Origin of the sequence: Pseudomonas sp. SID14000 (assembly GCF_002165135.1) — a bacterium.
In the GTDB taxonomy this organism is placed as follows: domain Bacteria; phylum Pseudomonadota; class Gammaproteobacteria; order Pseudomonadales; family Pseudomonadaceae; genus Aquipseudomonas.
In genome coordinates this window covers 271,411-290,083 of the sequence record NZ_NFZQ01000005.1, presented here as the reverse complement: position 1 = coordinate 290,083, position 18,673 = coordinate 271,411, and the positions used below count along the sequence as shown (strand labels likewise).

Genomic DNA, 18,673 nt, shown 5'->3' with positions numbered 1-18,673 from the left:
CGCGCTGGATTCTTCGCGGGTAAACCCGCTCCCACAGGGATAGCGCAAGGCTCACGGCCTACGCTGCACCTGTGGGAGCGGGTTTACCCGCGAAGCTTTTGGGGCTGACTCAATCCCGCTTCACAAGCCCGGGCAACTGCGCCACCAGCTTCTGGTTGTTGAACGGCGCCCGAATGAACCCGCGCTGACGCCCATCCGGCCCCACAACCGCCAGGTTGCCGCTGTGATCCACGGTATACCCCGGCTTGCTGGTATCGGCCGGAATAAAAGGGATGCTCAAGGCATTGGCCAGCTTCTGGGTATCCTCGATCGACCCCGCCACCCCGACAAAATCCTTGTCGAAATAACCCAGGTACTGCTTCAGCTGATTCGGCGTGTCGCGGTTCGGGTCTACGCTCACCAGCACCACCTGCAGCCGGTCGACGGCCTCCTTGGGCAGCTCGCTCTTCACCTGGCGCAGTTGGGCCAGGGTGGTCGGGCAAATGTCCGGGCAGTAGGTGTAGCCGAAGAACAGCAACGACCATTTGCCCTTCAGGTCATCCAGTTGCACCGGCTGGCCGTCCTGGTTGGTCATGGTCACGTCGGCCACGGTACGGCTCTGCGGCAGCAGGATGATGCCGGCATCGATCAGCTCGGTGGGGTTCGGCTGGTCGCGGCCATTGAGCACCTTGTTGACGGTCAGGCCCAGGATCAACGCGACCAGGGCAACAAGGATGAAGACGGTTTTCTGGGTTCGGGTCATAGGTTCAGCAACAGGTAGTGGTCGAGGAGCAATGCGATGAACAGCGCGAACAGGTAGCCGACAGAGTACTTGAAGGTGCCGATCGCCGCGTGCGGCCGGCTGCCACGGTACAACACCCAGGCCCATTGCAGGAAGCGCAGGCCCAGCACCAGGGCGCTGGCCAGGTACAGCGGGCCGCTCATGTGGATGGCGTAGGGCAGCAGGCTTACCGCCAGCAATACCAAGGTGTACAGCAGGATATGTAGCTTGGTGTAGCGCTCGCCGTGGGTCACCGGCAGCATCGGGATATCGGCCTTGGCGTATTCCTCCTTGCGGTGGATGGCCAAGGCCCAGAAGTGGGGTGGGGTCCAGGCGAAGATGATCAGCACCAGCAGCAGAGGCTCGGCGCTGACATGGCCGCTGGCCGCCACCCAGCCCAGCAACGGCGGGGCCGCGCCAGCCAGGCCACCGATGACGATGTTCTGCGGCGTGGCACGCTTGAGAAAGCCGGTGTAGATCACCGCATAGCCGAGCAGGGAAACCAGTGTCAGCCAGGCGGTGAGGGCGTTGGTAAACACCAGCAGCAGGGCCATGCCCAGCAGCGCCAGCGCCAGGGCGAACAGCAGTGCCGGCAGCGGCTCGACCCGGCCCTGGGCCAGGGGCCGCTTGCGGGTACGCGCCATCAGTGCGTCGATGCGTCGGTCCACCACATGGTTGACCACCGCCGCGCCGCCTGCGCACAAGCCAATGCCCAGGTTGCCGAACAGCAGCACGCTCCAGCTGACACCCGCACGGGTGGCAAGGAACATGCCCGCCAGCGAGGTAATCAGCATCAGCACCACTACCTTGGGCTTGGTCAGCTCCAGGTAATCACGCCATCTGGCCCGCCGTGCGCTCAGAAGCGTCGCCACGAATCATTCCTCATGTGGTGGGAGATGCTTACGCCAGCGACAGGCCGCAGGCGCCAGCCATGGCCGACAGCCACACGAACCTTGTCGACCACACGGATGCGATAGTTCACCAGCACCATGCTCAGCAGCAACAGCGCCCCACCAGCGTTATGCGCCACGGCCACAGCCAGCGGCAGGTGCAGCAGCACATTGCTGATACCCAGGCCGACTTGCACCACCAGGGCCAGCAGCACCAACCGTGCCAAGCCAGGTAGGCCGCAGCGGCGCAGCTTCCAGCTGAGCATCAGCAGTACGCAGGTCACCAGCAATGCGCCCAGGCGGTGGCTGATGTGGATGGCCGTGCGCGCGTCACTGTCCAGCTGCCCGCCCAGATAGTTGGGCCCCACGTGCTGGGTCAGGTGGAAACCGTTGCTGAAGTCCGCCGCCGGCCACCACTGGCCATGGCAGGTGGGCAGGTCGATACAGGCGACGGCCGCGTAGTTGGCACTGACCCAGCCTCCCAGGGCGATCTGGCCGATCACCACCAGCAAGGCCAGCGCGGCGATCCGGCGCAAGCTCAATGGCAGTTTTGGCAAGGGCGCAAACGCCCGGGACAGACGCAGGGACAACAGGAACAACAAGCTCAGGGTAGTGAAGCCACCGAGTAGATGCGCAGTGACCACCTGCGGCCACAGCTTGAGGGTGACTGTCCACATGCCGAAGGCTGCCTGGGCGAGCACCACGCCCAGCAACAGCAAGGGCAGACGGTAAGGCTGGCCATCGCGGGCATGCCGGCGCAGCGCCTGCAAGGCGAGCAGGGCGATCACCATCGCCAGGGTGCCGGCGAAGTAACGATGGACCATCTCGGCCCAGCCTTTGGCGGCTTCCACCGGGTGCTCGGGGAAATGCAGCTCGGCATGGGCCAGCTGCGCTTCGCTCTTGGGCACGCTGATGAAGCCGTAGCAACCCGGCCAGTCCGGGCAGCCGAGGCCGGCGTGAGTCAGACGGGTATAGGCACCGAGCAGGACGACCAGCAGTGCCAGCAGGGTGGCGAACACAGCAAGGCGGAATCCGGGTCTGGCCATGGCAGGCTCCTAGCCGATGTTGGACAGCTTGAGCAGGTGGCGCAGGTCGTCCAGCACATGCTTGCCATTGACCTTGGCGTCGTAGCGCAGCACCAGGTTGCCGTGCGGGTCGACGATCCACAACTGCGGGCCGGCCTCGCCGACCTTTTGCAGGTAGCGTTGCGCATCCAGCGGGTAACGCTGCAACTGTGGGTATTCGCGGCCGAGCAACGCCTGGTAGTCGGCACTTACTGGATGGGCGGTCGCCAGCGCATGGCTGGCACGGCTGGCATCGCGGCCCAGGCCGACCTGGATCTGCCGGGCCAGGTACACCAGCCGCTGGCAATCATCGGCACAGGCCTCGGGTGCGCTCACAAGCAGTTGCCAGCGCTCGTCCTGGCCCGCCACGCCGAGATCGGAAAGGCTTTCACCGTTGCCGATCATGGCGCCGTGGTAACTGCGGCCCTCCGGCACCCAGAACTTGAGCTTGTACATGCTGGTGGCCAGAATCATCGGCCCGAGCACCACCAGCAGTATCAGCAGCAGCTGCAAACGCCCGCGGGCTCTGGGTTTGCTACGTTCAGGCACTTCCAGTGGAGTGGCGGTGGCCATGGCTTTTCTCCTTGTTGTGGTGCCAGCCGAAGTAGAGGTAGAGCAGTACCAAAGCGGTTGCCAGGGCAAACCACTGCACGGCGTAGCCCAGGTGTTTTTCCGGGCTCATGGCAACGACCGGCCAGTCAAGGCGATAGGTCGCCGGGCCGGGCTCCAGGCGCAACTCATGGGCGAAGCCTTCGCGATCGAGCTGTTGCCATAGCTGCATGGCATCCACGGCGGTCAGCAGGTGTGGCCACTGGCCGCCTGCAGGGTCGGGATGCAGCTGGAACGTGCTGCCAGGCGCGACATATACCGAAGCGTCCAGCGCCAACGCCTGGGCAGGGGTATCGAAATGCACCGGCACGCGGCGGTCCGGCCAGGGCAGCCAGCCGCGGTTGACCAGCAACCACAAGCCGCTAGCCTGGTCATGGAAAGGTTGCAGCAGCTCGACGCCGGCCTGGCCGTCGCGCATGCGGTTGTCCAGCAGCAGGCTGTGCTCGTCGTCGAAGCGGCCATAGAGGTGCACGCGGCGGAAGGCATTGTCCTGGCTCGCTGTCAGCTGGGCCGTGGCCACTGGCGCTTCGACCCGCCGCTCGGCATAGGCGGCCAGCAGCACGCGCTTTTCCTCGGCACGGCCGAGTTGCCAGCAGCCAAGCGCGATCAGCCCCGGCAGCAGCGCAAGCACCACCAAGGTTGGTACCCAGCCCGGACGAAACGGCCTCATCGGAGCCTCGTCGGGCTGATCGCTATACTTATCCACATCACCGCATCCCCCCGGAGTATCGCCATGCTCAAGGCCGCGATTGTCCTGATGCTGTTGGCCACGATTGCCAGCCTGTTCAGTGGCCTGGTGTTTCTGGTCAAGGACGATGAAAACTCGACCCGTTTGCTGAAAGCGCTGACCGTGCGGGTGACCCTGGCGGCCCTCACCATAGGCCTGGTGGCATGGGGCTTCATCAGCGGTCAGCTGGTCTCGCACGCTCCCTTCTGAAGTTCTCACCTACCCCTGTGAGAGCGGATTCTTTTGTCACAGCACATAGACAAAGATGAACAAACCCACCCACACCACATCGACGAAGTGCCAGTACCAACTGGCCGCCTCGAAACCAAAGTGTTTCTCCGGGTTGAAGTGCCCACGCAAGATGCGCACGAACATCACGATCAGGATGATGGTGCCCAAGGTCACGTGGGCGCCGTGGAAGCCGGTGAGCATGAAGAACGTCGCGCCATAGATCCCCGACCCCAGCGTCAGCCCCAGCTTGGTATAGGCCTCGTGGTACTCGTAGGCCTGCAACGCGATGAAGCTGGCGCCCAGGATGATGGTCAGCGCCATCCAGAATTTCAGCGGGCCACGGTGGTCACGGCGCAGGGCATGGTGGGCGATGGTAATGGTCACGCTGGAGCTGACCAGCAAGATGGTGTTGATCAGCGGCAGGTGCCACGGGTCGATCACTTCCTTGGGCGGCGGGAACAGTTTCGGGTCGGGCGTGTGCAGCAGCGGCCAGGTGAACTCGAAGGTCGGCCACAACATGTGCGCAACACCCTTGGCCCCTTCACCGCCCAGCCACGGCCCGGCCAGCACACGCACGTAGAACAGCGCACCGAAGAAGGCCAGGAAGAACATCACCTCGGAGAAGATGAACCAGCTCATGCCCCAGCGGAACGAGCGGTCCAGTTGCGGGCTGTACAGTCCCGCGCGGCTCTCCCGCACCACCGAACCAAACCAGCCGAACAGCATGTAGGCCAGGAACAACGCGCCGATGAAGAAGATCAGCGGCCCGTGCGACTCAGGGTGGCCAGCCTTCATGTCGTTGAACCAGGTGCCTAGGCCGAACACCGTGATGAACATGCCGATGGTGGCGATGATCGGCCACTTGCTCTGCGCCGGAACGTAGTAGTGCTCATGACTTGCCATTGCTGTTCTCCTTCCCTTAACGGGCGCCTTGGACGCCCTGAGCCGCGACATGCGCGACCGGCGGGTGGCGAGCGGTGATGTCGAACAAGGTATAGGCCAGTGTCAGGTGCTTGACGCTGGCCGGCAGGTCGCGGTCGACGATGAAGCGCACCGGCATCTCGATGCGTTCGCCGGGCTGCAGCACCTGCTGGGTGAAGCAGAAGCACTCGGTCTTGTGGAAGTATGCTGCCGCCTCGGCCGGAGTGATGCTGGGGATGGCTTGCGCACTCATCGGCCGGTCGGTCGGGTTGTGGGCGATGAAGATCATCTGGTTCACCGCCCCTGGGTTGACCTCCAGCTGGTCGGCGGTGGAGTAGAAATCCCAGACCATGTCGCTGGCATTGGTCGACATGAACTGCACCCGCACCGAACGCGTCGGGTCGCTGACCTGGCTGCCTGCGTACTGCCCGCCAGTCTTGCCGTTGATGCCGAAAGCCTTGCACATCACGTCGTAGATAGGCACCAGGGCAAAGCCGAAGGCGAACATCACCACCGTCAGCATCAGCAGGCGCAACACCAGGCGTTTTAGCGAAAGGCCGTTCATGGCACGGTTCCTATTTCACTTCCGGTGGTGTCTGGAAAGTGTGATAAGGCGCAGGCGAAGGGATCGACCACTCCAGGCCCTCGGCGCCATCCCAAGGCTTGGCCGGTGCCGGCACGCCGCCACGGATGCACTTGATGACAATGAACAGGAAGAAGATCTGCGTGGCACCGAACATGAACGCGCCGATCGACGACACCATGTTGAAGTCGGCGAACTGCAGGTTGTAGTCGGGGATCCGCCGTGGCATGCCGGCCAGCCCCACGAAGTGCATGGGGAAGAAGGCCATGTTCATGCCGACGAACGATAGCCAGAAGTGCAGCTTGCCAAGGGTTTCGTCGTACATGTGGCCAGTCCATTTCGGTAGCCAGTAATAGGCCGAGGCGAAGATGCCGAAGATCGCCCCGGGCACCAGCACATAGTGGAAGTGCGCCACCACGAAGTAGGTATCGTGGTACTGGAAGTCCGCCGGGGCGATCGCCAGCATTAGCCCGCTAAAACCGCCGATGGTGAACAGGATGACGAAAGCGATGGCGAACAGCATCGGCGTCTCGAAGGTCAGCGAACCTTCCCACATGGTGCTGACCCAGTTGAACACCTTCACCCCGGTAGGCACGGCGATCAGCATGGTGGCGTACATGAAGAACAGCTCGCCGACCACCGGGATACCGACCACGAACATGTGGTGGGCCCAGACGATGAACGAAAGGAAGGCGATGGCGCCGGTGGCGTACACCATTGAGGTGTAGCCGAACAGCGGCTTGCGCGAGAACGCAGGGATGATCGAGCTGACCGCGCCGAAGGCCGGCAGGATCATGATGTACACCTCGGGATGGCCGAAGAACCAGAACACGTGCTGGAACAGCACCGGGTCACCACCGCCGGCGGCACTGAAGAAGCTGGTGCCGAAGTGGATGTCCATCAGCATCATGGTCACCACACCGGCCAGCACCGGCATTACCGCAATCAGCAGGAACGCAGTAATCAGCCAGGTCCAGACGAACAGCGGCATCTTCATCAGCGTCATGCCCGGGGCGCGCAGGTTGAGTATGGTTGCGATCACGTTGATCGCCCCCATGATCGAACTGATACCCATCAGGTGAATGGCAAAGATGAAGAAGGTGACGCTGGCGGGCGCGTAGGTGGTGGATAGCGGGGCGTAGAAGGTCCAGCCGAAGTTGGGCCCGCCGCCCGGGCTGAACAGGGTCGAGACCAGCAGCAGGAAAGCCGCCGGCAGCAGCCAGAAGCTGAAGTTGTTCATGCGCGGCAGGGCCATGTCGGGCGCGCCGATCATCAGCGGGATCATCCAGTTGGCCAGGCCAACGAAGGCCGGCATCACCGCGCCGAACACCATGATCAGGCCGTGCATGGTGGTCATCTGGTTGAAGAACTCCGGCTGGACGATCTGCAGGCCGGGCTGGAACAGCTCGGCGCGGATCACCATGGCGAACGAGCCGCCGAGCAGGAACATGATGAAGCTGAACCACAGGTACATCGTGCCGATGTCCTTGTGGTTGGTGGTCAGCACCCAGCGCATCAGGCCCTTGGCCGGGCCATGCGCATGCTCATGGCCTTGGGCGTGGTCGTCGATCACTGCACTCATGTCCTGTCTCCTGCAATCCATTGATTGCCGCGAGTAACCCGGTTCATTGCGCTTCTGCCTGTTTCAGCGCCAGCACGTCCTTCGGCGTGACCATGTCACCCTTGTTGTTGCCCCAGGCGTTGCGCTCGTAGGTGACCACGGCGGCGATGTCGACTTCCGAGAGCTGCTTGCCGAACGCGGCCATGGCGGTGCCAGGCTTGCCGTGGAAGACGATGCCCAGGTGGGCTTCCTTCGGCCCGGTGGCGATCTTCGAGCCCTTGAGCGCCGGGAACATCGGTGGCAGGCCCTGGCCTTCGGCCTGGTGACAGGCCACGCAGGTGGTGTGGTAGACCTTGTCACCACGTTCCACCAGTTCTTCCAGGGTCCATTCCTTGCTGGTCAGCTCCTTGAGCTTGGCAGCTTCAGCCTTGCGCTCGCCCAGCCAGGTGTCGTAGTCGGCCTTGGACTTGACCTCGACCACCACCGGCATGAAGCCGTGGTCCTTGCCGCACAGCTCGGTGCACTGACCGCGGTAGATGCCGGGCTTCTCGATACGGGTCCAGGCTTCGTTGACGAAGCCTGGGATGGCATCACGCTTGACCGCGAAGGCCGGCACCCACCAGGAGTGGATGACGTCCGCAGCGGTCACCAGGAAGCGCACCTTGGCGCCCACAGGCAGCACCAGCGGCTGGTCGACTTCGAGCAGGTAGTGCTCGTCCTTGGCTGCCTTGTTGTGAATCTGCTCGGTCGGGGTAGCCAGGTTGCTGAAAAACTCCACATCCTGGCCCAGGTACTTGTAATGCCACTTCCACTGGTAGCCGGTAACCTGGATATCGATGTCCGACTCGCTGGTATCGTAGATATCGATCAGGGTCTTGGTGGCCGGGATGGCCATGGCCACCAGGATCAGGAAGGGGACCACGGTCCAGAGGATTTCCACCCAGGTGTGTTCGTGGAAATGCGCAGCCTGCTGGCCGGTGGAACGTCGGTGGATGACCATGGACCAGAACATCGCGCCAAAGACAACTACGCCGATGATCACGCAGATCCAGAAGATGGTCATGTGCAGGTCGAAGACGGCGTTGGAGACTTCCGTCGCCCCCGGGTGCATGTTCACGGTCCAGGCGGCGTTGGCCTGACCAAAAACCGACCACAACAGGAGGCCCATCCAGACATGTGGATGTCGCATCATTGCGGGTTCCCCTTCTCGTTCTTGTAGTCCCGGAGGCGTGGCCTGCGGCAAGAGGGAACGGTGGTCAAGACTGCCTGGCTTCGACGACCGAGCCCCTGCTAAAAGCAGTCGGGCCTCATCAACGAATCACGTTCACCGGGAGTATAGACAGCGACCAATGGCACGCAACGAAGCCAGTGAAATGAACTTCATGAAATGGCTGAATGCCCTGAAAACCGCGCACTTGATAGGCTATGGCGCAATAATAGCACTTCGATATGCCTGAGCATGCACACGTTTGCGCGACTTATAACAAATGCGTCTTAGGTATTCTGTATGCCCAGCTAATTTAGTGTCTTCCGTTTGAAACGTAATGTCCCTGGAGTTGTCATGAACATCGCCGCTGTACGCGAGCAGGTAAGCCAAGCCCACCAACACGAGAGCCAGACCGGCCAATTAAAAGCGCGTCTCGAGCTGCAACTGCCCCACCTGCACCCCTCGATCCACCTGCCTGAGCAGGACGCCCAGGGTACTTTGGCGCGCTTCGTCAGCGCCTACATCGACCAGGTTCCGGAACTGCTGGAGGCCGCCCATGAGGTCGCCCGCGAGGCCGGGATCGAATCGCAGATCAAACCGGTACTGAAAATTGCCGAGGCTTACTTCCTGCAGCCGCCCAGCGTGATGCGGGGGCATGTGGGCCTGGACTGCCTGCTGGATGAGGCCTACCTGGCGCACCGCCTGGTGGAAGAGGTGAACGACCTGTATATCCGTCACTTCCAGCAGCCGCTGATCCCGGTGGACACCACCGTCGCCAACCTGATTGCCCACCAGTTGATTGGCGAGACCTTTGCCAACCAGCTGGATGAAGTGGTGCATCACTCGGTGGATGAAATGTTGAATGACGAAAGCTTCGCGGTGGAATCAGTGGAGGCCTACCGCGAGAAATTGAGCAGCCCGGAAACGGGTGCGGCGTGGAAGCGCTGGCCGTGCCTGTCGCGGCAGCTGGGTGTGGAGCTGGGCCAGCCGGCCTGACCCATTGATATAAGCTGTCCCGGCCTCTTCGCGGGTAAACCCGCTCCCACAGGTACTGCACAGGTTTTGAACCCTGTGCAGTACCTGTGGGAGCGGGTTTACCCGCGAAGAGGCCAGTTCAGGCGATACAGGCTTTCAGCTTCAGGCCCCAACCCCCGCAGTAGTCCGCATCCGCCCCTCGATCCGCCGCTTCAAGCGCCGCTGCTCGATCAGCAACCGCGACCCATTGGCCGAATTGCTGCGGCCCCAGTCCTCCAGCAACTCAAGGCACGAGTGGTCGATATAGCTCAGGTTGCCCAACGGCACATGCAGCGTGGTCCCCGCCGGCACGGTATCCAGCACCTGGGTCAGCGCCGGTACCTTGAGGAAGGTGGCCGCACCACTAAGACGCAACTCCATGTGCCCAGCCTTCTCCAGGCTGACCAGGCCGATCTTCAGCCGCGCCGCCTTGAGCGCCAGCTTCAGCAAGGTCAGGGCAAAGCCCAGCAACACGCCGGTCAGCAGGTCGGTAAAGATGATCGCCAGCGCCGTTACCGCATAGGTGAACATCGGCATGCGGCCGTAGCGGCCCAGCCCACGAAACGCCTTGAAATCCACCAGCTTGACCCCGGTGAACACCAGCACACCCGCCAGGCTCGCCACCGGAATCTGCTGCAGCACGCTGCTGAGCGCCACCACGAACGCCAGCAGCCAAAGGCCATGGAAGATCGCCGAAGCCCGGGTCTGTGCGCCGGCCTGCACGTTAGCCGAGCTACGCACGATCACCCCGGTCATCGGCAACGCGCCGAGCACCCCGCACAGCATGTTGCCAATGCCCTGGGCTGACAGCTCACGGTCGAAGTCCGAGCGCTGGCCACTGTGCATGCGGTCAACCGCTGCAGCCGACAACAAGGTTTCGGCGCTGGCGATGAAGGCCAGAGCAAACGCTGCGACCAACAGGGTAGGGTCAGCCAGTTGCATCAGGTCACCAGGGCGGATCCAGTCGATGGCCTCAGACAGGTCGGCCGGCACCTGTACGCGGTTCACCGGCAAGGCCAGCCATATGCTGATGACCGTCATTGCCGACACGCCCAGCAGGGCACCCGGGACGAAACGCAGCCGCTGCGGCCGCAGGCGCTCCCAGCCCCACATGATGGCGATGGTGCCCAGGCCAAGCGCACCGGCCATCCAGCCGGAGCCGACGTTTTCCTGTGGCAGGGCTGCCGCCAGCGTCGCCGGGAACTCCAGCAGGTTCTGCATGCCGGAAGGCTGCGGCGCGGTGTCGAACATCACATGCACCTGCGACAGCACGATTAGCACGCCAATCCCGGCCAGCATGCCGTACACCACCGCCGGCGCGGTAACCCGGAACCAGCAGCCCAGGCGCAGGCGCCCGGCCAGCAACTGCAGCAAGCCGGCCAGTAGCAGGATCGGCCCGAGCATGGCCATGCCATGCTGGCGCACCAGCTCGAACACCAGTACCGCCAGGCCAGCGGCCGGGCCACTGACCTGCAGCGGCGAACCGGCAAGGAAACCCACGACAATGCCACCGACAATACCGGTAATCAGGCCTTTGGCCGGCGGCATGCCCGAGGCGATCGCAATGCCCATGCACAGCGGCAGGGCCACCAGGAAGACCACCACCGACGCCAGCAACTCACGCGGCAGGGCCGCTTTCAACTGTGTAATGTTCACCGTGTTTCTCCTTTCTCTGTCACACAGCCATTCCCCTGGCTGTGGGCACATTTGCCCCTGACGAGCGCGCAGGCGCGGGCCGCCAGCGGGCTTGCCGGCAGGCAGTCAGGGAATTCAAGGCAGCCGAAGGCCGCGCCACACCCCTGCAGGGTGCAGCCGGCTATCAAGGTTCCAGCGGGTGGATGGGGCGCTTAGTAGCGACCTCTCGGAGTAGCGCAGGGGACCGGCTCGCCAGCAGCCAGGGGCAGGAAGCTGTCGCTGGCGGCGTCGTAGGCTTCGATCTTGCTGGTCTCGATGTCGTAGACCCAGCCATGGATGAACAGCTCACCGGCTGCCAGGCGAGAGGCTACCGAAGGGTGAGTGCGCAGGTGGTGCAGCTGGGCGATGACGTTTTCCTTGGTCAGCACCTGCATGGTTTCGTGTTCGCTGCCGCAAGAGCAGTTGTTCTCGACCACGGTGCGGGCCACTTCTGCATGGCGCAACCAGGCGGAAACGGTCGGCATCTTGGTCAGCGATTGCGGGTTGAGCACCGCACGCATGGCGCCGCAGTCAGAGTGACCGCACACGATGATGTGGTGCACACCCAGTGCCAGCACGGCGTATTCGATGGCGCTGGAAACGCCGCCGTTCATCTGGCCATAAGGCGGTACCACGTTACCGACGTTACGGGTCACGAACAGGTCGCCAGGCGAACTCTGGGTGATCAGCTCGGGGACGATGCGCGAGTCGGCGCAGGTAATGAACATGGCACGCGGGGTTTGCGCGGTGGCGAGCTTCTTGAACAGCTCTTGCTGCTCGGGAAAAACGTCATGGTGAAAACGCAGGAAGCCGTCGACGATGTGCTTCAGGGCGGCATCGGCGCTCTCCGCGGGGACCTGCGGTACGACCTTGGATGGGTCCTTGATGGGCATGATTCATCCTCTTGACGGTGTATAGGTAAATCCATTTTACCCGTGAAAGATTCTGGCTATGCAGGGATTTAGATGACACGCACGGGCCATAGATCACAGTCGGTGGAGACTGATTTCCTACGCTAGCGGGGAAAACTTAACTGAAACTTAATTCAAAGGCTCTAGAACGGGCGTTCCAGATGAAAAAGGCGGGAACTGAATAATAGCAAAAAAACATCAACTGCCAAGAGCCATTACCGCAATTACTAACTTGGATTAGTTGCACTGAGGGCTGGCCATGCGCCCTTGTAGGAGCTTAGGGTTTCAGAACAGTGTCATCTGCCCACCCGGCGGGCAAAACGCCGAGCAATCCAGCGCCTGCGCTTCTCGCCCCTCGAACTCCAGCCGCTTCATGGCCTTGGCAAAGCGCTGCGCCAGCAACTCGGCAAATACCCCTTCACCGCGCATACGCGCACCAAACCGGCTGTCATACAACTCGCCGCCCCGGCTCTGGCGGATCAGGCTCAACACATGTGCCGCCCGCTGCGGGTAATGGTCGTGCAACCACTGCTCGAACAGCGGCGCCACTTCCAGCGGCAGGCGCAACATCATGTAGGCCGCGCTCTGGGCACCAGCCTCCTTGGCGGCTTCCAGCAGACGCTCCAGTTCACTGTCGTTGATCATCGGAATGATCGGGGAACACAGTACGCCCACCGGTACACCTGCCTCACGCAGCACTCGAATGGCCCTCAAGCGTGCGCTGGGGGAGGCCGCGCGGGGCTCCATCACCCGCTTGAGATCATCGTCCAGCGTCGTCAGGCTGATCATCACACGCGCCAGACGTTGACGGGCCATTTCCGCCAACAGGTCAAGATCGCGCAATACCAGCGAACCCTTGGTCACGATGGTGACGGGGTGACGAAAACGCAGGAGCACTTCGAGCAGGCGGCGAGTCAACAACTGCTCACGTTCAATGGGCTGGTAAGGGTCGGTGTTGGAGCCCAGGTTGATAGGCGCGCACACGTACCCCGGTTTGCTCAGTTGTTGCGCGAGCACCTCGGCGGCGTTGGTCTTGGCAATCAGCTTGGTCTCGAAATCCAGGCCGGGGGAAAGGTCCCAGTAGGCATGGGAAGGGCGGGCATAGCAGTAGATGCAACCATGCTCGCAGCCACGGTAAGGGTTGATGGAGCGGTCGAAGGGCAGGTCGGGCGAGGTATTGCGGCTGATCACCGATTTGGCCGTCTCTACCCGTACCTCGGTGCCCTGGGTTTGCGGCACCTCCTGGTACCAGCCGTCATCCTCCGCCACCGAATGGCTGGGGGCAAAGCGGTTGTGCGGATTGTGCGCTGTGCCACGGCCCTTTTGCGGTGCTGGAGGAATCATGGCCTACCTCGAATACTGTATTCATGTACAGTATCGCACATACCTGATTCTTTCCAGCACCTCCGGTCAGCGCACTCTCACTTAAGGCCATGCCAACGCAGGAAGGGCAGCTGGCTTGACTGCCGGCCGAGGAACGCCTCGATGCCTTCACGTAACGGTCGCGATGCCCCTGGGGCAAGCAATGTCTCCTGCAGCGCCCGGCCTGTGGCCCGGTCCAGCAGGCCATGGGCCTCGAAGCGGGTGAACAGGTCGAAGGCGTGCACATCTGACCATAGATAGGCGTAATAGCCGGCGTCGTAGCCGTTCACCAGATGGTCGAAGGCATGCGCCGGGTGTTCGAAGTCGGCCAGGGGCCAGTAGCCACAACGCTCACGGGCGTCGCCCAGGCGCTGCTCAAGGGACCGGCCATCATTCGGCGTGCCATGCAGGTCCAGGTCGAACAGCGCCATGCTCAGGTCGCGCGCGGTTTCTTCCACACCTTGCTGCCGCAAGCGGCGCAGGCACTCATCGACCCGCGCCCGGGTAAGCTGGCTGCCATCGTGCTGGTGCGACGAGATCGCCACCAGGTAATCCGCGTCCCAGACCCAGCGCTCGAACAGCTTGCCGAACAGCTCCACGCCATCGGTACCGAGTTCGGTGACGTTGGACATCACGTGGTTGGTCGTGCGCACCAGCAAATGGTGCAAGGCATGGCCAAACTCATGGAACAGCTTGCGCAGTGACAGATGGTCCAGTAACGGCTGGCTACCCGGCAGCGCTGCAGGCACGTCGCTGTAGACCACCACCGAGGCCGCCTGGTAGATCCCCTCGGCATCGACCCGGCGGTTGCGAATGTAGGTGGTGAACACCGAGTCAGGCTGCTTGCCGGCATGCTGTACGGCGTCGAGGTACAGAAAGCCGGTAAAGGCGTTGTCCTGCCACACCTCGAACGGTTGCACGCTGTCATCCCAGGTTTCCAGCGCCCTAGGCTGCAGCGTCACGCCAAACAGCTTTTCCGCCAGCTGCTGCAATGCGCTGACCACAGCATTCAACGGGAAGTATTCGCGCAAGTCTTCGGTGGAAAGTACCGTGCGCGACGAAGCCTGCAAGTAGGCAATGTCCCAGGGTTGGACATTCCCCAGCCCCTTGGCTGCGGCCTGCCGTTCGATCTGCGCGCGACACTTCAACATGGCAGGACGGACATGATCGGCCAAGTCATGAAGAAAGCCGCGCACCTGGGCAACCGAGCCCGCGCTCTTCGTATGCAGGCTCTGCTCCAGATGGCTGGCAAAGCCGAGCAGGTGGGCCTTTTCTTCCAGCAGCCTTGCCAGTTGCTCCAGGTGCCCGCGATTATCCTGCTGTTGGCCGAGGCCAACGCCTCGGGTGTTATAAGCCCGGTACACGCGCTCGCGCAGCTGCCTGTTGTCAGCATGTATGAGCACGGCGTCGGTGGCCACGCTTTCACATGCAATCAACCAACCTGACTCACCTGCCTGCTGTGCCCTTGTAGCCAGCTCGTCACGGATGCGTTGAGGTACACCGCTCAGTTCGGATTCATCCGTGATGCTCAGTCCTGGCCGGTTGATGTTGATGCGAAACGCCTCTCGCGCAGCGCCAATCTGTTTCAGCAGTTCGGCCAGGCGCACCTTGCCTGCTGGGTCGAGCGATGCCCCACTGGAGGTGAACTTGCGCAGATGCCAGTGCAACGTGGCGCGTTTCTGGGCATCCAGCTGCTTGCCAATGTCGCTGTTGTCCAAGCGCTCATACAGGGCCTGCAGTGCGGAATTGGTGAATTTCTGTTCGAACCGCTCCGTGGCCTTGGCGAAGAAGTCGAAAATGGCACCGGCCCAGGCTTCATCCCGCCCAACCAATGGCGAGGCAGCATACAACACCGTCAGAAGCTGACTATCCAGCCCGTCCACAGCCAGCACCATGTCATCCCAGGTAGGCAATGCCTGCTGGTCACGGATGATGCGTTCGATGCCTTGCTCGTGCGCCAACAGCACGTGGTCGAAGGCAACTTGCATGTTCTGAAGCGTAATCGACGGATAATCGACAGGGATATGGCTATCTTGCAGAAGTGGGTTGTCCATGGTGCAACACCTTGCTCGTATAAAAGAGCAGGCGAGCTTGCATGGCGAGCGTGCAGCAGATGGCCTGACTATCTACCACCCGGGCACGGCGCCCGGGCGGCATGACAGCTTTATTCAGCCGGCTTCTTCAGCTTCGGGTTGGGGAAGAACTGCACGGTCTGTACCTTGGCCGGCGCGGCTTTCGGTTCCAGATGGTTGACCCGGGTGCCGAGTTCCTTCGGCACCGACAGACCTTGCTCGTTGAGGGTGTCGGTAAAGCCGCAGGCCACGCACTCTCGGTGTGGTACACCGTCTTCGTTCCACATCATCAGCTTGTCGGTCTCGCTGCACGCCGGGCATACCGCCCCGGCAATGAAGCGTTTCTTGGTCTTGTTCACGGCTACCTCGCTCATGCTGCAGCGTCCTCGCTCAGGCCACTATGGCGCAGCAAGGCATCGATGGAAGGCTCACGGCCACGGAAGTCGACGAACAGCTCCATCGGCTCGCGCGAACCACCGCGTGCCAGAATCGCCTCGCGGAAGGCGTGACCGGTCTCGGCGTTCAACACGCCTTCTTCCTCGAAGCGCGAGAAGGCATCAGCCGACAGCACCTCGGCCCACTTGTAGCTGTAGTAGCCCGCTGCATAACCGCCAGCGAAGATGTGCGCAAAGCTGTTGGGGAAGCGGTTGTACGCCGGTGGGCGCATGACCGACACCTCGTCGCGCACGCCTTCGAGCACCTGCAGCACGCTACGGCCGTCGCCATGGGTGGCGTGCAGCTCGAAGTCGAATAGCGAGAACTCCAGTTGGCGCACCATCATCATGCCCGACTGGAAGTTCTTCGCCGCCAGCATCTTGTCCAGCAGGTCCTGGGGCAGGGCCGCACCGGTTTCGTAATGGCCGGAGATCAGTGCCAGGCCTTCCGGCTCCCAGCACCAGTTTTCCATGAACTGGCTCGGCAGTTCGACAGCGTCCCAGGCCACGCCGTTGATGCCGGATACACCGGCATGCTCGATGCGGGTCAGCATGTGGTGCAGGCCGTGGCCGAACTCGTGGAACAAGGTGGTGACTTCATCATGGGTCAACAGCGCCGGCTTGCCGGGCGCGGCCGGGGTGAAGTTGCACACCAGGTTGGCCACCGGGCTCTGCAACTGGCCAGCGGCTGTGCGGCGGCGGTCACGCGCGCCATCCATCCAGGCGCCGCCACGCTTGTTGGCGCGGGCGTAGAGGTCGAAGAAGAAGCGGCCGACGTGCTGGCCGTTTTCCTTGATCTCGAACAGGCGCACATCTGGGTGCCAACTGTCGAAGCCTTTTAGCTCGGCGATTTCGATGCCGTACAGGCGCTGCACGATGCTGAACAGGCCGCTCAGCACCTTGTCGATCGGGAAGTAGGCGCGCAGGGCTTCCTGCGAAACGCTGTAACGCTGCTCGCGCAGCTTTTCACCGAAGTAGCCGGCGTCCCAGCTGGCCAGCTCAGGGCAGCCCTGCTCGGCGGCATAGGCCTTGAGCTGCTCCAGGTCCTGGGCGGCGAACGGCTTGGAACGCTTGGCCAGGTCACGCAGGAAGCTCAGCACCTGGTCGCTGGACTCGGCCATCTTGGTGGCCAGGCTCAGCTCGGCGTAGTTCTTGTAGCCCAGCAGTTCGGCCAGTTCCTGGCGCAGGCTCAGGATTTCCTGCATCACCGGGCCGTTGTCGAACTGGCCGGCATTCGGGCCCTGGTCCGAAGCACGGGTGCAGTAGGCAGCGTACAGCTCTTCGCGCAGGGCGCGGTCGCTGGCGTAGGTCATCACCGCATAGTAGCTGGGGAATTCCAGGGTGATCAGCCAGCCGTCAAGGCCCTTGGCCTGGGCTGCGGCAGCCATCTGCGCCTTGGCCGAATCGGTCAGGCCGGCCAGCGCGGCTTCGTCGGTAACGTGCTTGGTCCAGGCCTGGGTGGCGTCGAGCAACTGGTTGGAGAAACGGCTGCCCAGCTCGCTGAGCTTGCTCTGCACTTCGGCGTAGCGCTGCTGTTTTTCCGCCGGCAGGTCGATACCCGACAGGCGGAAGTCACGCAGGGCATGCTCGAGAATAGTCTTTTGCGCCACGTCGAAGCCGGCGGCCTCGGGGCTGTCGATCAGTGCCTGATAGGCTTCGAACAGCGCACGGTTCTGGCCCAGTTCGGTAGAGTAGGCGCTCAGCGCCGGCAGGCACGACTCGTAGGCTTCGCGCAGCTGCGCGCTGTTGCACACCGCGTTGAGGTGGCTGACCGGGCTCCAGGCAGCACTTAGGCGGTCGTTCAGCTCATCCATGGCCAGTACCAGGCCGGCCCAGGTCGGGTTCTTGCCCTGCTTTTCGAGGATCTCGGCAATGGCTTTACGGTTGTCGGCCAGGATCGCTTCGATCGCCGGCAACACGTGTTCGGCACGGATTTGCGAGAAGGGCGGCAGATCGTAGGACTGCAGAAGCGGGTTGTTCGCACTCACGGTTTGGATACCTTGGCAGAAGAAACACTGCCCCATCTTAATTACAATCGACGCCGACCGCAGCAGGCAGCCTGCCTATCGGCACAGATGAGAGACGCTATCATGGCCATCCGAAGCTTCCAGCAACACACTCCGAAAGTTGGGCCCAGGGCCTTCGTCGACCGTTCGGCGGTAGTACTGGGGGACGTGGAAATCGGTGAAGACAGCTCGGTCTGGCCATTGACCGTGATACGCGGCGACATGCACCGCATCCGCATCGGCGCGCGCACCAGCGTGCAGGACGGCAGCGTGCTGCACATCACACACGCAGGTCCCTTCAACCCGGACGGTTTCCCGCTGATCATCGGTGACGAAGTGACCATCGGCCACAAGGTCATGCTGCATGGCTGCACCCTGGGCAACCGCATCCTGGTCGGCATGGGCAGCACCATCATGGACGGCGCTATCGTCGAGGACGAAGTGATCATCGGCGCCGGCAGCCTGGTGCCGCCAGGCAAGCGCCTGGTCAGTGGCTACCTGTACATGGGCAGCCCGGTGAAACAGGCCCGGCTGCTGAACGACCAGGAACACGCATTCTTCGCCTACAGCGCCAGCAACTACGTGAAGCTCAAGGACCAGCACCTGGCCGAAGGCTACGACCAACCGGAATGACCGCATTCGCGGGT

The 18,673-nt window shown here is 62.5% G+C and carries 18 protein-coding genes; 3 read left to right on the top strand and 15 right to left on the bottom strand.

The window, feature by feature from the left end:
- Positions 1-109: 109 nt before the first annotated feature.
- Genes CAY82_RS09960 through CAY82_RS09940 form a run of 5 tightly spaced genes read right to left on the bottom strand, consistent with a single transcriptional unit; the run spans position 110 to position 3,993 of the window.
- Positions 110-742 carry an SCO family protein gene (locus tag CAY82_RS09960; protein ID WP_013970305.1) on the bottom strand — a complete coding sequence of 211 codons (633 nt, stop codon included), beginning with the start codon at positions 740-742 and terminating at the stop codon, positions 110-112.
- The gene (gene cyoE / locus CAY82_RS09955; RefSeq protein WP_087501041.1) at positions 739-1,632 is read right to left on the bottom strand and encodes a heme o synthase; all 894 of its coding nucleotides are present in this window, start codon (positions 1,630-1,632) and stop codon (positions 739-741) included. The genes CAY82_RS09960 and cyoE overlap by 4 nt, the downstream gene beginning before the upstream one ends.
- On the bottom strand, positions 1,617-2,696 hold the full coding sequence (locus tag CAY82_RS09950; protein ID WP_087501040.1) for a heme A synthase: 1,080 nt from the start codon (positions 2,694-2,696) through the stop codon (positions 1,617-1,619). The genes cyoE and CAY82_RS09950 overlap by 16 nt, the downstream gene beginning before the upstream one ends.
- 9 nt (positions 2,697-2,705) lie before the next feature.
- Positions 2,706-3,287 (bottom strand): hypothetical protein, encoded by a 582-nt coding sequence (locus tag CAY82_RS09945; protein WP_087501039.1) that lies wholly within the window; start codon positions 3,285-3,287, stop codon positions 2,706-2,708.
- Entirely contained in the window at positions 3,256-3,993 is a 738-nt protein-coding gene (locus CAY82_RS09940) for an SURF1 family protein (protein ID WP_087501038.1), read from the bottom strand. The genes CAY82_RS09945 and CAY82_RS09940 overlap by 32 nt, the downstream gene beginning before the upstream one ends.
- A 63-nt stretch (positions 3,994-4,056) precedes the next feature.
- Here CAY82_RS09940 and CAY82_RS09935 point away from each other — a divergent pair, with 63 nt between their 5' ends.
- Positions 4,057-4,260: a twin transmembrane helix small protein gene (locus tag CAY82_RS09935; RefSeq protein ID WP_003258925.1), complete on the top strand. Its 204-nt coding sequence runs from the start codon at positions 4,057-4,059 to the stop codon at positions 4,258-4,260.
- A 36-nt stretch (positions 4,261-4,296) separates the two neighbouring features.
- Here the strand turns inward: CAY82_RS09935 and CAY82_RS09930 are convergent, their stop codons facing one another.
- The 4 genes from CAY82_RS09930 to coxB are packed head-to-tail and all read right to left on the bottom strand — an operon-like array spanning position 4,297 to position 8,538.
- Positions 4,297-5,184, bottom strand: coding sequence for a cytochrome c oxidase subunit 3 (locus CAY82_RS09930; RefSeq protein WP_087501037.1), 888 nt, complete (start codon positions 5,182-5,184; stop codon positions 4,297-4,299).
- Positions 5,185-5,200: 16 nt separating this feature from the next.
- Positions 5,201-5,767 carry a cytochrome c oxidase assembly protein gene (locus CAY82_RS09925; protein ID WP_087501036.1) on the bottom strand — a complete coding sequence of 189 codons (567 nt, stop codon included), beginning with the start codon at positions 5,765-5,767 and terminating at the stop codon, positions 5,201-5,203.
- 10 nt (positions 5,768-5,777) lie between these two features.
- Positions 5,778-7,367 carry a cytochrome c oxidase subunit I gene (ctaD, locus tag CAY82_RS09920; RefSeq protein WP_087501035.1) on the bottom strand — a complete coding sequence of 530 codons (1,590 nt, stop codon included), beginning with the start codon at positions 7,365-7,367 and terminating at the stop codon, positions 5,778-5,780.
- A 43-nt stretch (positions 7,368-7,410) separates the two neighbouring features.
- On the bottom strand, positions 7,411-8,538 hold the full coding sequence (gene coxB, locus CAY82_RS09915) for a cytochrome c oxidase subunit II (RefSeq protein WP_087501034.1): 1,128 nt from the start codon (positions 8,536-8,538) through the stop codon (positions 7,411-7,413).
- Between the two features lie 369 nt (positions 8,539-8,907).
- On the opposite strand from coxB, the gene CAY82_RS09910 reads away from it, so the two are divergent.
- Positions 8,908-9,549: a hypothetical protein gene (locus tag CAY82_RS09910; protein WP_087501033.1), complete on the top strand. Its 642-nt coding sequence runs from the start codon at positions 8,908-8,910 to the stop codon at positions 9,547-9,549.
- 141 nt (positions 9,550-9,690) lie between these two features.
- On the opposite strand, the gene CAY82_RS09900 is transcribed toward CAY82_RS09910, so the two are convergent.
- From CAY82_RS09900 to prlC, 6 genes are all read right to left on the bottom strand, one after another.
- Positions 9,691-11,223 carry a SulP family inorganic anion transporter gene (locus tag CAY82_RS09900; protein WP_087501032.1) on the bottom strand — a complete coding sequence of 511 codons (1,533 nt, stop codon included), beginning with the start codon at positions 11,221-11,223 and terminating at the stop codon, positions 9,691-9,693.
- 191 nt (positions 11,224-11,414) lie between these two features.
- Positions 11,415-12,134, bottom strand: coding sequence for a carbonic anhydrase (locus tag CAY82_RS09895; RefSeq protein WP_087501031.1), 720 nt, complete (start codon positions 12,132-12,134; stop codon positions 11,415-11,417).
- Positions 12,135-12,437: 303 nt separating this feature from the next.
- Positions 12,438-13,496, bottom strand: coding sequence for a PA0069 family radical SAM protein (locus CAY82_RS09890; protein WP_087501030.1), 1,059 nt, complete (start codon positions 13,494-13,496; stop codon positions 12,438-12,440).
- A 77-nt stretch (positions 13,497-13,573) separates the two neighbouring features.
- Positions 13,574-15,568 carry a M3 family metallopeptidase gene (locus CAY82_RS09885; RefSeq protein WP_087501029.1) on the bottom strand — a complete coding sequence of 665 codons (1,995 nt, stop codon included), beginning with the start codon at positions 15,566-15,568 and terminating at the stop codon, positions 13,574-13,576.
- 110 nt (positions 15,569-15,678) lie between these two features.
- Positions 15,679-15,960, bottom strand: a complete 282-nt coding sequence (locus CAY82_RS09880; RefSeq protein ID WP_013970292.1) for a YheV family putative zinc ribbon protein — start codon at positions 15,958-15,960, stop codon at positions 15,679-15,681.
- On the bottom strand, positions 15,957-18,044 hold the full coding sequence (gene prlC, locus CAY82_RS09875) for an oligopeptidase A (protein WP_087501028.1): 2,088 nt from the start codon (positions 18,042-18,044) through the stop codon (positions 15,957-15,959). The genes CAY82_RS09880 and prlC overlap by 4 nt, the downstream gene beginning before the upstream one ends.
- A 66-nt stretch (positions 18,045-18,110) precedes the next feature.
- Between prlC and CAY82_RS09870 the strand changes: the two genes are divergently transcribed.
- Positions 18,111-18,659, top strand: a complete 549-nt coding sequence (locus CAY82_RS09870) for a gamma carbonic anhydrase family protein (RefSeq protein WP_003261048.1) — start codon at positions 18,111-18,113, stop codon at positions 18,657-18,659.
- The last annotated feature ends 14 nt before the right edge of the window (positions 18,660-18,673 follow it).

Coding starts and splice junctions, on each gene's coding strand:
- CAY82_RS09910 (WP_087501033.1), top strand. CDS start 8,908: ATGAACATCGCCGCTGTACGCGAGCAGGTAAGCCAAGCCCACCAACAC.
- ctaD (WP_087501035.1), bottom strand. CDS start 7,367: ATGAGTGCAGTGATCGACGACCACGCCCAAGGCCATGAGCATGCGCAT.
- CAY82_RS09930 (WP_087501037.1), bottom strand. CDS start 5,184: ATGGCAAGTCATGAGCACTACTACGTTCCGGCGCAGAGCAAGTGGCCG.
- CAY82_RS09880 (WP_013970292.1), bottom strand. CDS start 15,960: ATGAGCGAGGTAGCCGTGAACAAGACCAAGAAACGCTTCATTGCCGGG.
- CAY82_RS09885 (WP_087501029.1), bottom strand. CDS start 15,568: ATGGACAACCCACTTCTGCAAGATAGCCATATCCCTGTCGATTATCCG.
- coxB (WP_087501034.1), bottom strand. CDS start 8,538: ATGATGCGACATCCACATGTCTGGATGGGCCTCCTGTTGTGGTCGGTT.
- CAY82_RS09870 (WP_003261048.1), top strand. CDS start 18,111: ATGGCCATCCGAAGCTTCCAGCAACACACTCCGAAAGTTGGGCCCAGG.
- CAY82_RS09945 (WP_087501039.1), bottom strand. CDS start 3,287: ATGGCCACCGCCACTCCACTGGAAGTGCCTGAACGTAGCAAACCCAGA.
- CAY82_RS09890 (WP_087501030.1), bottom strand. CDS start 13,496: ATGATTCCTCCAGCACCGCAAAAGGGCCGTGGCACAGCGCACAATCCG.
- CAY82_RS09935 (WP_003258925.1), top strand. CDS start 4,057: ATGCTCAAGGCCGCGATTGTCCTGATGCTGTTGGCCACGATTGCCAGC.
- CAY82_RS09960 (WP_013970305.1), bottom strand. CDS start 742: ATGACCCGAACCCAGAAAACCGTCTTCATCCTTGTTGCCCTGGTCGCG.
- CAY82_RS09940 (WP_087501038.1), bottom strand. CDS start 3,993: ATGAGGCCGTTTCGTCCGGGCTGGGTACCAACCTTGGTGGTGCTTGCG.
- CAY82_RS09950 (WP_087501040.1), bottom strand. CDS start 2,696: ATGGCCAGACCCGGATTCCGCCTTGCTGTGTTCGCCACCCTGCTGGCA.
- prlC (WP_087501028.1), bottom strand. CDS start 18,044: ATGGGGCAGTGTTTCTTCTGCCAAGGTATCCAAACCGTGAGTGCGAAC.
- CAY82_RS09925 (WP_087501036.1), bottom strand. CDS start 5,767: ATGAACGGCCTTTCGCTAAAACGCCTGGTGTTGCGCCTGCTGATGCTG.
- CAY82_RS09895 (WP_087501031.1), bottom strand. CDS start 12,134: ATGCCCATCAAGGACCCATCCAAGGTCGTACCGCAGGTCCCCGCGGAG.